15 protein-coding genes are annotated in these 14,770 nt (G+C 38.2%); 4 read left to right on the top strand and 11 right to left on the bottom strand.

Features of this window, described 5'->3' with window-relative positions; all coding sequences use genetic code 11:
• From proC to ppx, 4 genes are read right to left on the bottom strand one after another with little or no spacing between them, the layout of a single operon-like run.
• Complete coding sequence (proC, locus tag ACPF64_RS07415) at window positions 1–837, bottom strand: pyrroline-5-carboxylate reductase (protein ID WP_426456119.1); 837 nt, start codon at window positions 835–837, stop codon at window positions 1–3.
• Window positions 809–2,092 carry a tRNA lysidine(34) synthetase TilS gene (gene tilS / locus ACPF64_RS07410; RefSeq protein ID WP_426456118.1) on the bottom strand — a complete coding sequence of 428 codons (1,284 nt, stop codon included), beginning with the start codon at window positions 2,090–2,092 and terminating at the stop codon, window positions 809–811. Before tilS ends, proC begins: the two co-directional genes overlap by 29 nt.
• 56 nt (window positions 2,093–2,148) lie before the next feature.
• Window positions 2,149–2,970, bottom strand: coding sequence for an acetyl-CoA carboxylase carboxyltransferase subunit alpha (locus tag ACPF64_RS07405; RefSeq protein WP_003655062.1), 822 nt, complete (start codon window positions 2,968–2,970; stop codon window positions 2,149–2,151).
• A gap of 18 nt (window positions 2,971–2,988) precedes the next feature.
• On the bottom strand, window positions 2,989–4,509 hold the full coding sequence (gene ppx / locus ACPF64_RS07400; RefSeq protein ID WP_017388337.1) for an exopolyphosphatase: 1,521 nt from the start codon (window positions 4,507–4,509) through the stop codon (window positions 2,989–2,991).
• 279 nt (window positions 4,510–4,788) lie between these two features.
• On the opposite strand from ppx, the gene trxA reads away from it, so the two are divergent.
• The gene (gene trxA / locus ACPF64_RS07395) at window positions 4,789–5,115 is read left to right on the top strand and encodes a thioredoxin (protein ID WP_003655060.1); all 327 of its coding nucleotides are present in this window, start codon (window positions 4,789–4,791) and stop codon (window positions 5,113–5,115) included.
• A 322-nt stretch (window positions 5,116–5,437) separates the two neighbouring features.
• Window positions 5,438–6,706: a transcription termination factor Rho gene (gene rho, locus ACPF64_RS07390; protein WP_003655059.1), complete on the top strand. Its 1,269-nt coding sequence runs from the start codon at window positions 5,438–5,440 to the stop codon at window positions 6,704–6,706.
• Between the two features lie 164 nt (window positions 6,707–6,870).
• Here rho and ACPF64_RS07385 read toward each other — a convergent pair whose 3' ends face one another.
• Window positions 6,871–7,023, bottom strand: a complete 153-nt coding sequence (locus tag ACPF64_RS07385) for a hypothetical protein (RefSeq protein ID WP_080026324.1) — start codon at window positions 7,021–7,023, stop codon at window positions 6,871–6,873.
• A 94-nt stretch (window positions 7,024–7,117) separates the two neighbouring features.
• Here ACPF64_RS07385 and ACPF64_RS07380 point away from each other — a divergent pair, with 94 nt between their 5' ends.
• Complete coding sequence (locus ACPF64_RS07380; protein WP_198078968.1) at window positions 7,118–7,360, top strand: hypothetical protein; 243 nt, start codon at window positions 7,118–7,120, stop codon at window positions 7,358–7,360.
• Window positions 7,361–7,528: 168 nt separating this feature from the next.
• Here the strand turns inward: ACPF64_RS07380 and ACPF64_RS07375 are convergent, their stop codons facing one another.
• From ACPF64_RS07375 to pheS, 3 genes are read right to left on the bottom strand one after another with little or no spacing between them, the layout of a single operon-like run.
• A complete protein-coding gene (locus ACPF64_RS07375) occupies window positions 7,529–7,825 on the bottom strand; it encodes an integration host factor subunit alpha (protein ID WP_000126166.1) in 297 nt (98 codons plus the stop codon).
• Window positions 7,822–10,203, bottom strand: coding sequence for a phenylalanine--tRNA ligase subunit beta (gene pheT, locus ACPF64_RS07370; RefSeq protein WP_426455913.1), 2,382 nt, complete (start codon window positions 10,201–10,203; stop codon window positions 7,822–7,824). The genes ACPF64_RS07375 and pheT overlap by 4 nt, the downstream gene beginning before the upstream one ends.
• Window positions 10,204–10,235: 32 nt before the next feature.
• A complete protein-coding gene (gene pheS / locus ACPF64_RS07365) occupies window positions 10,236–11,216 on the bottom strand; it encodes a phenylalanine--tRNA ligase subunit alpha (protein WP_003655056.1) in 981 nt (326 codons plus the stop codon).
• A 159-nt stretch (window positions 11,217–11,375) separates the two neighbouring features.
• On the opposite strand from pheS, the gene ACPF64_RS07360 reads away from it, so the two are divergent.
• Window positions 11,376–12,368, top strand: coding sequence for a hypothetical protein (locus tag ACPF64_RS07360; protein WP_426456117.1), 993 nt, complete (start codon window positions 11,376–11,378; stop codon window positions 12,366–12,368).
• A 273-nt stretch (window positions 12,369–12,641) separates the two neighbouring features.
• Here the strand turns inward: ACPF64_RS07360 and ACPF64_RS07355 are convergent, their stop codons facing one another.
• The 3 genes from ACPF64_RS07355 to rpmI form a co-directional block, all read right to left on the bottom strand.
• Window positions 12,642–13,892: a hypothetical protein gene (locus tag ACPF64_RS07355; RefSeq protein ID WP_426455912.1), complete on the bottom strand. Its 1,251-nt coding sequence runs from the start codon at window positions 13,890–13,892 to the stop codon at window positions 12,642–12,644.
• A gap of 228 nt (window positions 13,893–14,120) precedes the next feature.
• Window positions 14,121–14,480 (bottom strand): 50S ribosomal protein L20, encoded by a 360-nt coding sequence (gene rplT / locus ACPF64_RS07350; protein ID WP_000124858.1) that lies wholly within the window; start codon window positions 14,478–14,480, stop codon window positions 14,121–14,123.
• Window positions 14,481–14,491: 11 nt separating this feature from the next.
• Complete coding sequence (gene rpmI / locus ACPF64_RS07345; RefSeq protein ID WP_003655048.1) at window positions 14,492–14,686, bottom strand: 50S ribosomal protein L35; 195 nt, start codon at window positions 14,684–14,686, stop codon at window positions 14,492–14,494.
• Between the last annotated feature and the right edge of the window lie 84 nt (window positions 14,687–14,770).

Here is a 14,770-nt window from a genome sequence, read left to right as displayed (position 1 = left end):
CTATTTCGCACTGTCACTCAATTCTTGAGCCAATTCTTGGCTACGCTTCTGTGCAGCAGCCAATGCAGATTGAATATTTTGGGAGATTTGTGCACGGTCAAAAACTTCAAGTGCAGCTTGTGTTGTACCATTTGGCGATGTCACATTCTTACGAAGTTCAGATGGAGTATTTGAACTGGTAATTGCCATTTGAGCTGCACCTAACGCCGTTTGAAGAGTCAAAGCGGTTGCAACTTTTTCATCTAGTCCTAAATTTTTACCCGCACGGATCATACTTTCCATGAGATAGAAAAAATATGCAGGACCTGAGCCAGAAACTGCTGTTACCGCATCAATTTGAGCTTCGGAGTTTACCCAAATTGTTAAGCCTGTGGCTGCTAAAATCTGACTTGTTAATTCACGATCTGAAGTACCCACTACATCATTTGCGTAAATACCATGAGCGCCTGTTTGAACCAGAGCTGGTGTATTTGGCATAACTCGCACAATTCGATCGCTATCAACTAAATTTGATATCGTTTGAATTTCAGCACCAGCAATAATTGAAATGACCAATTTATCTGATAACAGACCTTTTAAGGGACGTAAAACAGTCGCCAGAACTTGAGGCTTTACCGCCAATACGACAACATCAGCGTTTTGAATTGCAGCCACGTTATCTTGTGTTACGTGGACTTCTTTCTCTTGTAATAATTGACGGATCTGTTCAACAGGATCTGAAACTGTAATACGTGTCGGTGGTAAACCTCTTGAAACCAGCCCGCCAATTAAAGCTTGGGCCATATTACCGCCACCAATAAAACAGATATTACAATTTACTGCACTTGCCATAACCATATTCGCCATTTACCAGATTACAAGAATGAGAAATTAAATCTGGTTGCCATCCTCCTTGCTCACAATACGGAGACTGAGCCAACCAAAATCCTTTCGGTGTAAAAACCCCAAGCATAACATTATCTATGACTAATATTTGAATTGTATGACGAAGCCAAGGCAAAATATGTGCTTCTTGAATTGCTTTTTTTAATGGCCATTGACCAATACGGCCATATAAATGGACTTTTTCCCCACCTTGACGTCGAATTATTCTCAATTTTTCATTTAATAAAGATGAAGCCAAACCGATTTTTTTTTGTTTAATCTGAAAATTTCCTGAAGCGTAATGCACTATTTCTCCCATTTGGAAGTGATGCTCCGATTCAGCTTCAACTGGACTTAATGTTTCAGCAAGAAAAGCCTGCTTACTCAATCTATAAAGATGATGTTGATAACGGACATAGTAAAACTGATTCCAGTGTAATGCAGCTTGTGCATCAGACTTTGAATCAATCACTTCATTTTTTAAGCGCTCGACCATTTCAAATGCAGGTCGATATTGCCCATCACCTTTCATCCAAACCGAAAGCAACTGGCGCTGACGGGCAGCCGATAAATCTAACAATTTAGTTAAGTCTAAACACTCAGCAGTGCCACAATGCTTTAAATCGACTATCAAAACTTCTTCTAAAATTTCAGAAGCATCTTGCATCAAATGACTGGTTCGACTAAGTGCTTTCTGCATTTTAGGAAAGCGGTTTTGTAAAAAAGGCCAAAGTTCCTCACGTGACCATGCTCGATCATAGTGAATATCGTAATTTGTAGGGTCATTTACATACTCAATTTCAAGTTGAGTAGTCCAATCGGCAATTTGCTCACGAGTTAAATCTAAAAAAGGACGCCAAATTGTCATGTCTACACGGTAATCAATGGATTGCATTGCAGCCAATCCATCAACACCTGCACCCGATAACAACCTCAACATTACTGTTTCAGCCTGATCTTGCTGATGATGAGCAAGCACTAAAATTTCGTTGGCTTGTAAATGCTGTCGATAAGCTTGATAACGTGCCTGACGTGCTTGAGCTTCCAAATTACCGTCGGTAACTTGAACTTTTTGAATAATATAAGGAAGATCTAAGCGAGTAGCTTGTTTAGAAACGAGTTTCCCCCATTCTGCACTTTGTGATTGCAGTTGATGATCGATATAAATCGCTCGGATCTTTTGAGGGAAAATTTGAGACATCAAATGTAGTAGCAGCATTGAATCCATGCCGCCACTACATCCAATAAGAAAAGAACTATTTTCTGAAAACAGTTGAGCCTGCTTTAAGACATTATGCCTAAATTTGCGCTGCCAAACTTCATTAAACGTTGATAACGTGCTTCGCATCGTTCATTTGCATCCAGTGGTAGCAATTCATCCAAAGCTTGCTTCAAAACTACTTTTAGGTTTTGCATGACTTGCTCAGGGTCTAAATGTGCCCCTTCGCCTTCATCTACTACATATTCAACAATACCTAGAGATTGTAATTTGTCTGCTGTCAAACCTAAAGCTTCGCTCGCTTGAGCCGCTTTTTCAGCAGTTTTCCATAAAATAGATGCACAGCCTTCTGGTGAAATCACAGAGTAAATACTGTGGGATAACATAATTACTCTGTCAGCCACACCAATACCTAAAGCACCACCAGAACCGCCTTCACCCAGTACTGTTGCAACAACAGGAACTTTCAAACGTGAAAGTTGAGCAAGGCTAGTTGCAATTGCTTCGGCTTGTCCACGCTCTTCAGCACCAACACCCGGGTAAGCACCCATAGTATCAATAAACGTGAAAACCGGAAGATTAAAACGCTCAGCCATATCTAATAGACGCTGAGATTTACGGTAACCTTCAGGGTTAGCCATACCGAAGTTATGCTTTAATTTTTCACGGGTACTACGACCACGGTGTTGTCCAATGACCATCACAGGTTGACCGTCAAAACGAGCAAGACCACCTACCATCGCACCATCGTCACCAAACAAACGATCACCATGCAAGGCGTCAAACTCTGTAAAGATTTCACCGACATAATCTAGAAACTGCGGACGTTCAGGATGACGTGCAATTTGAACCGTTGTCCAAGCTTTGGACTGAGTAGATTTTTTCATAGGTCGAATATTATCCCTTTAATCGATAAATTTTTCCGACTGAATATTCAATTCAATGTCCCAATGCTTAAACTGCTCTTGCTCATCATGCAAGTCGGCAACTAACAATGGCCATTGTTTGGCATCACCAGAAACACTAAGCTGCCATTGTTGATCATTTATGATGGTCAGTTCAATGGCAGGAAGCATCTGATCACTTCGACTATGGTTGAGTAAAACTGCTAGGCGAAGCAATAAACTTAAGTAAAGTAATTTATGACCACCAGCCTTCAAAATTTCGTTTTTTACATCATTTCGTAATTTACGACGATGATGAGCAACTAAATGTGAAAGATGATTTTGATCAATTTGCGAGAAACCTGGAATATCAGAATGCTGTAATAAATAAGCACCATGGCGATGATAACCACCATGACTAATTGCTAAACCAATTTCATGTAAATAAGCTGACCGACGCAGTAAGTCACTGTCTTCACTCGTTAAATTAAGAGATTTAGCAACACCATCAAATAATTGTTGTGCTGTCTTGACAACACGTTCTGCTTGTTTAGGGTCGGCATTATAACGGCCCATTAGAGCTTGTACACTGCGGTCGCGGATATCTTCATGTTTAAATCGACCTAATAGGTCATACATAACACCTTCGCGTAATGCACCATCAGAATATGCCAAACGATCAATTTCTAGAACTTCAAAAACTGCGTACAAAATTGCCAATCCGGCTGGCAAAACTGCTCGTCGATCCTCTCTTAATCCTTCAAAATCAATTTCAGAAACATTTTTAAACTTAAGTAATTTATCTTTAAGTTTGTATAACCCTTCTCGAGTGACATTTTCTTGTTCATCACTTAAGCCCATATTAACCATAATTTGGCGACAGGCTTTAATCGTTCCACTCGAACCAACGACAGTATCCCACCCTTCCATTTTATAAGTCGTTGCAATAGCAGAAAGCTCTTTACGGGCAGCAACTACGGCCTTATCAAATGATTTCTGAGTAATTTCCCCATCAGCAAAATAAGCTGTTGTATAGGCCACACAACCCATTTGTAATGATTCGGTGTAAATCGGTTCAAACTCTTCACCGATAATGAATTCAGTAGAACCCCCACCAATATCAACAACTAAGCGACGTCCACCATTAGCCATGGTATGCGATACGCCCAAATAGATCAGACGAGCTTCTTCTCGCCCTGCAATAATTTCAATAGGTTTAGGTAAAATTTCTGCAGCTTTTTGGATAAATTCATGACCATTTTTTGCCTGACGCAAGGCATTAGTAGCCACAATTCGTAAACGATTAGGTTGAACAGAACTCAATCTTCCAACAAAACGCGCTAGACATGCCAAACCACGTTGCTGAGCTGCTTCTGTTAAATTTTTATTCTCATCTAAACCAGCTGCAAGCTGTACTTTTTCTGACATCGAAGCAACTTTTTTAACTTCACCATGATCTACCCGTGCAATTGCAAGGTGAAAACTGTTCGACCCCATATCTATGGCGGCAAGTAATTCTTCATCAATCAGAAAGTCAGACATTATTGAACTAAACCCATAACAATTCACGCCTAGAGTAATTCACAAGAATGCAATTGAAAAGCCATTTTCATCAACAATTAACTGTCATTTATATTTTTCTATTTATGAGTTGATTGTACAAGTCGATGATGAATATCGTGAGCATCCATTAGACAAATTTAGTTAAGCCTTGAATAATAGCATCAAACCCTTACATTGAACTAAGTAGCTATGTAATACTGATAGAGATAATTTTCTCCTGTAGTAATAGCACTTTTTTCTAAAAATTGGAGCCGTACCATGTCTGCGACTATTGTAAATACAACTGATGATAACTTCCAAGCAGATGTTCTAGACGCTGAAACACCTGTACTTGTTGACTTCTGGGCCGGTTGGTGTGCACCTTGTAAAGCAATTGCACCTGTTCTTGAAGACTTATCAAGTGAATATGCTGGTAAAGTAAAAATTGTTAAAGTTGATGTGACTTCTTGCGAAGATATTGCAGTGAAATACAATATCCGTAATATTCCTGCTTTATTACTTTTCAAAAATGGTGAAGTCGTAGCTCAACAAATTGGCGCTGTACCTCGCTCTAAACTCGTTAGCTTTATTGATGAAAATGTTTAAGTCAAAATGCTAAGAATGAAAATACGCTATACTTTTTTATAGCGTATTTTTTTCGGCTATAAATTGACAAATTAACTAAGCTGGCTTATATTACATGCTCAAGAGGCACTGAAGGGAATCATCTTCGTCCGGCTTCTTACAAGACACAAACATAAAGATCGCCACTCGGCAACAGAAATTGTTTTTTCACATTTTTCTTCGAAACAATCAATCAGACTTCTGAATTGTTATTGTGTAAATACAATTGCGATAATCTTTTTTGTATGCGAGCGATTTTTCTTCTTTTTAAACCACACTCTACTCTTTCCTAATTCTGACCCTTATGAATTTAACTGAACTCAAGAAAAAACCAATTGGTGAATTAATTAAAATTGCTGAATTTATGGGCCTGGAAGGTATGGCTCGTAACCGAAAGCAAGATATTATCTTTGCCATTTTGAAACGCCATGCGATGAATGGCGAAGAAATTTTTGGTGATGGCGTTCTTGAAATTCTCTCTGATGGTTTTGGTTTTTTGCGCTCTGCCGCAGGTTCGTATTTAGCAGGTCCGGATGATATTTATGTGAGTCCCTCACAAATCCGACGCTTTAACTTGCGTACAGGCGATACCATCACAGGTACTATTCGCCCTCCAAAAGAAGGTGAGCGTTATTTTGCGTTGCTCAAAGTTAACCAGATTAACTATGACACGCCAGAAAATTCTCGAAATAAAATTCTATTTGAAAACTTAACCCCCCTTTTCCCAACCGAACAATTGGTTATGGAACTAGGTAATGGTACGACAGAAGACTTAACTTCTCGTGTTGTTGACTTAGTTGCGCCAATTGGTAAGGGTCAACGTTCTATTATTGTTGCACCGCCAAAAGCGGGTAAAACAATGTTACTTCAAAATATTGCTCAATCTATTGTTAGAAACAATCCTGAAGTATTCCTGATTGTTCTATTAATTGACGAGCGTCCAGAAGAAGTAACCGAAATGGAACGTACTGTTCGCGGTGAAGTCATTGCTTCAACCTTCGATGAAGCTCCTGCCCGCCATGTACAAGTTGCAGAAATGGTTATTGAAAAAGCAAAACGTCTTGTTGAACATAAAAAAGACGTTGTGATTCTGCTTGACTCTATTACCCGTTTAGCACGTGCATATAACACTGTCATTCCTTCATCAGGTAAAGTATTAACTGGTGGTGTAGATGCTCACGCATTAGAGCGTCCTAAACGTTTCTTCGGTGCTGCACGTAATATTGAAGAAGGTGGATCTCTTACGATCATCTCAACTGCCTTGATTGAAACAGGCAGTAAAATGGATGACGTAATTTATGAAGAATTCAAAGGTACAGGTAACCAAGAGATTACTCTTGATCGCCGTATTGCTGAAAAACGCGTCTTCCCTGCTATGAATATTAAGAAATCTGGTACCCGTCGTGAAGAACGCTTAATGGATGACGATAACTTACGTAAAGTATGGATCCTCCGCAAGCTTCTTCATCCTATGGATGAGTTAGCGGCAATGGAATTCTTACTTGATCGCATGAAAGAAACTAAAACAAATGATGATTTCTTCGATCAAATGAAACGTAAAGCTTCAACTTAATCGGTTAATCTTCAATAAAAAGCCACTCTTTTGAGTGGCTTTTTATTTGGTTGACAAGCTTTACACAAAAATACATTTTGCAGTTTTTTATGTAAAATTATTTATAAGATTTTGATAATAAATATTTTTGAATTAAAAAAATTAAGTTTTTTAGTGGCTTACCTCTACCTTTTCCAATGCACTCGGGCTGATTGATTGTTTTTTTCTGTTAAAAAACAGACTGTTTTTCTCTTTTTCATACGTTTTTTTGACAGACGGCAGTAGTATTTCAGCATTTGCAGTGATAGCATAGCGGCAGACCAGTTAGACTGCTCCATGCGTTGTTACCTAGCTACGTTTTAGGAATAATAAAAGCAAAACAGTCCAACTTAGGTTTTTTTAATCTCAAATCTTTTTTGTGAGAGTGATGCCATGTTATTCAAAAAATTTGCTGTTGCTGCTGCTGTAGCTGCTACTTTAGCTTTCGTTGGTTGTTCTAAGAAAGAAGAAGCTCCTGCTGCTGCTGCTTCTGAAGCTGTAGCTGCTGCTTCTGAAGCTACTACTGCTGCTTCTGAAGCTGCTGTAGCTGTTGATGCTGCTGCTTCTGACGTTGCTGCTGCTGCTTCTGACGTTGCTGCTTCTGCTTCTGACGCTGCTGCTTCTGCTGCACACTAATCTATAATCTAGATTAGATAAAAAGAGGACATTTTGTCCTCTTTTTTTATGCCTAAATTTTAAGTTCTAATAATCACCACGCCCTACAATACCGTTCTAAAGCAGAACATCAGTAAAGTTAAATAAGATTATATAAAGCCATTTAAAATATAAATAAAAAAAAGCAGATCAATCGATCTGCTCATTTCCAACGCGTTGTCTAAATTTCTGACCCGCTCTGAAGGTTACTACACGACGAGCAGAAATCGGAATTTCTTCGCCTGTCTTCGGATTACGTCCTGGACGTTCGCGTTTATCTCTTAATTCAAAATTACCAAAACCAGAGAGCTTAACCTGCTCCCCTGCAATAAGTGCTTGGCTAATTTCGTCGAAGAACAACTCGACCATTTGTTTTGCTTCACGGCGATTTAAGCTGGTTAACTCACTTAAATGATCAGCCATGTCTGCTTTAGTTAATGCTGTCATGAGGCCCTCAATGTCGCTTGATAAGTGTTTTCTAACACTTGGATAATATTGTCCATACCAGATTTAATTTCAGCATCTTCAAGCGTACGTGAAGGATGTTGCCACAATAGTGCAAACGCTAATGAGCGCTTACCATCTTCGACACCCTGCCCCGTATACACATCGAATAACCATGTAGAGTCTAAAAGCTCTCCACCAGTTTGTTCGATTAACTGCTGAATATCTCTAACATTTATATTATCAGAGATTAAAAGCGCAATATCACGTCTAACCGAAGGAAAACGTGATAATTCTGTAAAATTAGATACATAAGATTGCAAAACAGCTGTTTGATCGAGTTCAGCAACCCAAGTAGTGCTTAAATCAAGCTCATTTTCTAGAGATGGATGCAAACGGCCCAAATAACCAATTGACTTACCATCTACTAAAATGTCAGCCGATTGCCCTGGGTGCAACCACGCACGTTCTGAACGAACGTATTCAACACTTACACGCCCAGCAGCCAAAATCTCTTCTACTTCACCTTTGAAATCAAAGAAATCCATTGGTTGAGGCTTAACATGCCAAGATTCTGGTGCTTGCGAGCCTACTGCCACTAGAGCCAAGGTAGGAGTCTGTTGCAAGTCTTCAATACTCTTAGCATTTTGATAATCAAAACGCAGTCCGAACTCAAAGAAACGAACACGACTTTGCTGACGGTTGAGATTATATTGTACGCAAGGAATTAAACTAGAAAGTAAAGTACTACGCATCGCAGCCAAATCACTTGAAATTGGATTTGCTAGCATCAGTGGCTTAACTTCTGGATTTAATTGCTTTTCAAGTTTAGCATCTGCAAAGCTAAAGCTAATTGCTTCTTGATAACCTAATGTCACAATCGTTTGACGCAGCTCAGCGAGCTCAAAGCGATCTTGATATTTAGCAAATTTAACATCCATGCTTGGTAAGCTAATCTGGATATTGTCATAGCCATCGATACGCGCAACTTCTTCAATTAAGTCTTGATAAATTGCCATATCATAGCGATGTGATGGTGGAACTACACTCCACTCACCTTCAGCTTTAACAGTTACCTCACACCCTAGTCGGGTTAAAGCATCTGCAATGAACTCACCCGCAACTTGATATCCCAATAATTGATCTACCTGAACTTGTTTCAGTTCAATGGCTTCACGTTTTGGAAGTAAGTCAGTTTTTTCAGCTACAGTAATTGGGCCAAATTCACCACCCGCCAACTCTTGAATAAGCTGCGAAGCACGGTTCATCGCAATTAACGGCAATTCAAAATCTACACCACGTTCATAACGCTGCGAAGAGTCTGTATGCAAACCAAAACGACGAGCACGACCAGCAATCGCGAGTGGTGCGAAGAACGCACTTTCTAGGAAAATATCAGTCGTGTCATCAGTTACACTTGATGCTAAACCACCCATAATTCCAGCAATTGCCAAAGCTTTTTGGTCATCAGCAATCACCATAATATCTTCTTGCAACTCAACTTCTTGATCATTCAGAAGTTGTAACTTTTCTTGTTGTGTTGCTTGACGAACATGTACAGTCCCTTCGATTTTAGACAAATCGAATGCATGCATTGGTTGACCCAATTCCATTAAGACGTAGTTGGTCACATCAACCAAAATACTATGAGTACGAATTCCTGAACGCGATAACGCTTGTTGCATCCATTCGGGAGTAGCAGCTTTTACATTAACGTTTTTAACTACACGCCCTAAATAACGGGGAGCACCTTCAGTACTGATAACTACTTTTTTCTCATCAGCAATGGTGGCATCAACCGTGTTAATTACGGGCTCATTCATTTGTAGCTTATTAATAACTGCAATTTCACGAGCAATACCACGAATACTAAAACAGTCACCACGGTTTGGCGTAATACTGATATCAATGACATTGTCATCAAGTTTGAGGTATTCACGGATATTTACTCCTACTGGAGCATCCGCTGGCAGTTCGAGCAAACCATCGATTTTATCTTCAAGATCAATCTCAGAAGCACCACAAAGCATCCCTTGTGACTCAACTCCACGAAGCTTACCTTTTTTGATTTTAAAATCGCCAGGCAATACGGCCCCAATGGTTGCAACTGGAGCTTTCATTCCAACGCGAACGTTAGGTGCGCCACATACAATTTGCAGAGGCTCACCTGAACCAATATTAATAGTTGTTACACGCAGACGGTCTGCATCAGGATGCTGCTCAACAGTTAATACTTCACCGATTACAACACCTGTAAATGGTTTAGCCACAGGTGCTAATTCATCAACTTCAAGACCAAGCATCGTTAACTGATCAGACAATGTATCACTATCAATTGCTGGGTTAACCCATGTGCGTAGCCAATTTTCGCTAATCTTCATCTTTATAAACCTTTTTTAATCCTGAAAAACTGTTAGGCAAATTGGCGTAAGAAACGCACATCATTTTGATAGAACATACGCAAGTCATTAATGCCATAACGCAACATAGCAAAGCGCTCTACCCCTAAACCAAAAGCAAAGCCTTTGTATTTATCAGGATCAATACCCGCAGCACGCAGTACATTTGGATGCACCATGCCACAGCCTAAAACCTCTAACCAACGGCCACGTTCATCCATAATATCTACTTCTGCACTTGGCTCAGTAAACGGGAAATATGATGGACGGAAACGTACCTTTAAATCTTTTTCGAAAAATTCATTCAGCAGGTTAATTAATAAACCTTTTAATTCAGCAAAGCTGGTGTTCTCGGCAACGTATAGACCTTCAATCTGATGGAACATTGGCGAATGCGTTTGATCTGAGTCACAACGATAAACACGCCCAGGACATACAATACGAATTGGTGGCTCACTTGTTTCCATTGTACGAATCTGTACACCAGAAGTATGCGTACGCAGTAAATGAGTGGCATCAAAATAGAAAGTATCGTGCATAGCACGCGCTGGATGGTGACCAGGAATATTTAATGCTTCAAAATTATGATAGTCATCTTCAACTTCTGGACCAGTCGCGACTGTAAAACCAGCTTTAGTGAAGAACTGACAAATTCTTTCTTGTACTTGGGTAACAGGGTGGACTGTACCAACACGCTGACCGCGGCCCGGCAAAGTAATATCAATCGTTTCACTTGCTAGCTTTTGCTCAAGTGCTGCCTGCTGTAATGCTGCTTGACGTTCTGTTAAAGCAGTATTAATTGTTTCTCGAACAGCATGAATCGCAGCACCTTGTACTTTGCGTTCTTCAGGGTCCATTTTCCCTAATGCTTTCGATTGTTCTGCAAGCTGGCTTTTTTTCCCTGTAAATTGCACACGTACCTGATCAAGTGCAACAAGGTCTTGAGCTGCTGCAATGGCAGCAAGCGCTTCTGTGGTCAGGGCTTCCAGTGACATATTAACTCTCAAAGCAACAAATTAAAAAAAATATAATAAAACACTGCATTCTAACAGTTTTTCATCGAATTGATGAAGTTTATCCATCATGAAAAATGTATTAGGCAACAAAAAGATAAAACGTATAAGATAATAGCATCGTCAATGAGATCAACTATTATGGCGCTCAATCAGATTTGGAAACAACAACTTACGCTTGTGACGTATGGTAATGAATACCTCCGCCAAAATTTAAGCTTTACCCAATGGCGACAACATCATATTTTTGACCACCATAGTTTTCAGTTTCGTGACTTAACTTCTCAGCATTTACTTGCCCAACACTTTCAAGTTTGGTTAGAAGCTTTAAAAAAACAAGGTACCACTCAGCTTAGCTTACATCTATCAAGCCTTCTTAATGAAGAGCAAAATCCAAACAGCAATGTTGAGCTTTTACCTTATACTCATTTTATTGTGAGCCATGAAAATAATAAGAAATTTGCATGGATTTTCGGCCATGAACTTGCTGAATGGTATAACAATGATAATGAGTTTGAAGCCCCTCCTTCACAAACCTGCGAACTTCGTTTAGAAACTTTCTGGCGTTTTGAACTAACTGAAAAATTATCAAAAAAAATTGAAGCAGATTTAAAAAATCCGCCATGGCAAGAAATAGCGGACTTTATGGATAGTGAATTATTTCGTAGTAAATATGCAGCAGGTTTTGAAGAACCAGAGTTTCAAAAAGCTTATTTTGATGGCACAAAAATTATGAGCCAAGAACCAAGACTTGCTTTAATTCCAGAGAATTATTCTGCAGATTATGCTCACCAGCTTTTATCTCGTACTCAAGCATTAACCAACTATTTAGAACAAAAGAAGCGACTTGCAAATGATCCTTTAGGAGAAGAGCTAGACCAAGAACAACTCATTAATTTAAGAAATTTTACGCAAAAAACTGATGATTTGTTTGCCAAGCTTATTGTTAAGACGGCTAATCACTACCACACAGCTCAAATAATTCCAGTCGTTAAGGCTTCCCCATTTGAACAATCAAATGAAAATCCACAGCATTTTAAGTCTCACCACCATAAAGGCAATGGTTTAGGCGTTATTAAGCTGATTGTTTTGACGATTATTATTTGTGCTTTGGCTTATTATTTTGGTCTTTAAATTTCACTTAAACTATTTAATCATTTTAATAAAAGCCACACTTAAGAATTTAATCTCACTATATATTGTAGATTAATATCATAATTAAGCTTTTTTAAACTATAAGCGACAAGAAACACATAGCATTACCCTCTACAGAGTAATGCTATAAAATCAGCTTTTACCACAACATTAAATCTATCAAATACAATTTTAAAAACAATAAGATTTATAAAATATTTAACACCAACCAATAGTTTATTTAAATATTTTTTGAATATTACTTTAGATAATTTAATAAAAAACTTTCAAATTTTCATTCAAATCCTTTTTTTGTAGTTCTCCTGGTTTTTCAAACCATCCCTTTACAGGATCAGCAAAATCTGAATACACAGAAGTCATCAGATCCTGTCCAGATGTTATTCTCCCCTCCTTTTGAACAAACTGCTGAGATTGCTTATCCCAAATGTATAATTCTTCAGGAAGAGATCGCACACTTGAAAAAGAAGGTATTTTGACAGTATCAGTATCAGTATCAGTATCAGTATCAGTATCAGTATCAGTATCAGTATCAGTATCAAGCATACCTGCAAATCCTTTGGTACGGATTTGATAATTCAGTGTATCAGGATCTATTTGATAGAAATTCTTTGATCTCAGTTCAACATATTGATGTTTAAATGCACCCCATCCAGAGTTATATTCAAACTTTGGTTTAACCAAGGATAATAATATATTATTACCAGTTATAGTATAAACTTTTGTAGAAGTGGCATACGTACCTGTTCCCGATATCGTTTGATACTCAACTTCCACTATAGCATTAGGATTGGTTTTTTTATTAAAATCTATGATTTTAACCCCTAAAATTCCAAGCCCCATATCTGGATCATCATATACTACCGTATTTTTTTTAATATCTATAAAAAATATATATCCTTTTAAAGTTAACAATATATACTCCCCCACCATATAAGTCTTAATATCAAAACCAAGACCATCACTTTCTGAAGTAAAAAGATTTTTCAAAGTATCTCCCCAAGGATTATTTAATACAAACTCCCTTAATAAACTTGTAGGATTTATTTTTAAATCCTCATTATTTATATTTTTTGAATTATTTATTTCCAAGATTTTACTATGTAACTTATAAGCTGGAAATTCATCTAATATTTCCATATTATTTATAGGTTGAGGATTACTATCTGGAGATATCCAATGATGAAGATCTAATGGTATTCGAAAAAAAATAGAAGTAAATAAACTCAAACTGATTAGTATAAAAAATATTAAAACAAACCACGTGAAAGACATTATTGGTATAAACATTTTTGTACTATTGATAGAGGTCATTCTTGCGAAGATAACCAATACCCCCATCAAAATTAAAACTACTATTGTTCCTATAATAGCTATTGTTGGACTAAGACCAAATAAGTTTATGATAATAGCAACTATTGAAGCTACACCTCCTATCCCTAGAGCATATTTCACAGAAGGAACTGCTTTTATTGCCTCTCTGAGCATATCAATCGGATTTATCATTTTCTTTTCCCTCTTGAATGTTTCAATTCCATTATTTTTATTATATTAATAGATATACCCTTTTTTATTATTCAATTACAATAGCTAAATCAATCTGCCCTATATTTTTTATAATTAAATATATTATTTTTATAAATAATAACAATTGATTAACCCTTAAATTTGAAAAATAAAAAAACCACCAATGGTGGTTTTTTTATTTGTTAAAGGTGTATAAACCTCTTTAACTTATGCAGCTAATGCACCTTTAGCTTTTTCAGCTAAAGCAGCAAATGCTACTGCATCATGCATAGCGATGTCAGCTAATACGCGACGGTCGATGATCACTTGAGCTTTTTTCAAGCCATCGATCATACGGCTGTAAGACAAACCGTTTTGACGAGCACCAGCATTGATACGCGCAATCCATAGAGCACGGAATTGACGTTTCTTTTGACGGCGGTCACGATAAGCGTATTGACCAGCTTTGATTACCGCTTGGAACGCTACGCGGTAAACGCGTGAACGAGCACCATAGTAACCTTTAGCGCGAGCAAGAATTTTTTTGTGACGACGATGAGCCACTACACCACGTTTTACACGAGCCATTTATAATCTCCTTAGATGTATGGGCACATACGACGAACTGAGTTCACGTCAGAAACATGAACCATTACACAGCCGCGTAATTGACGGATACGTTTAGCAGATTTTTTGGTCAAAATGTGGCGCTTAAATGCTTGTTTGCGCTTAAAACCGTGTGCAGTCGCCTTGAAGCGTTTAGCAGCACCGCGGCGAGTTTTCATCTTAGGCATAACAACCTCTTTTGAACACCTGTTCGGAACGTTTGCACCATTGCAAAAACGACCTGCAGGTAAGGGAGCCGACATTCTAAAGCA

Origin of the sequence: Acinetobacter sp. KB005 (assembly GCF_049949095.1) — a bacterium.
GTDB lineage: Bacteria > Pseudomonadota > Gammaproteobacteria > Pseudomonadales > Moraxellaceae > Acinetobacter > Acinetobacter calcoaceticus.
Note: the sequence above shows the minus strand (reverse complement) of the source record. Positions and strands in the feature narration are given on the sequence as shown.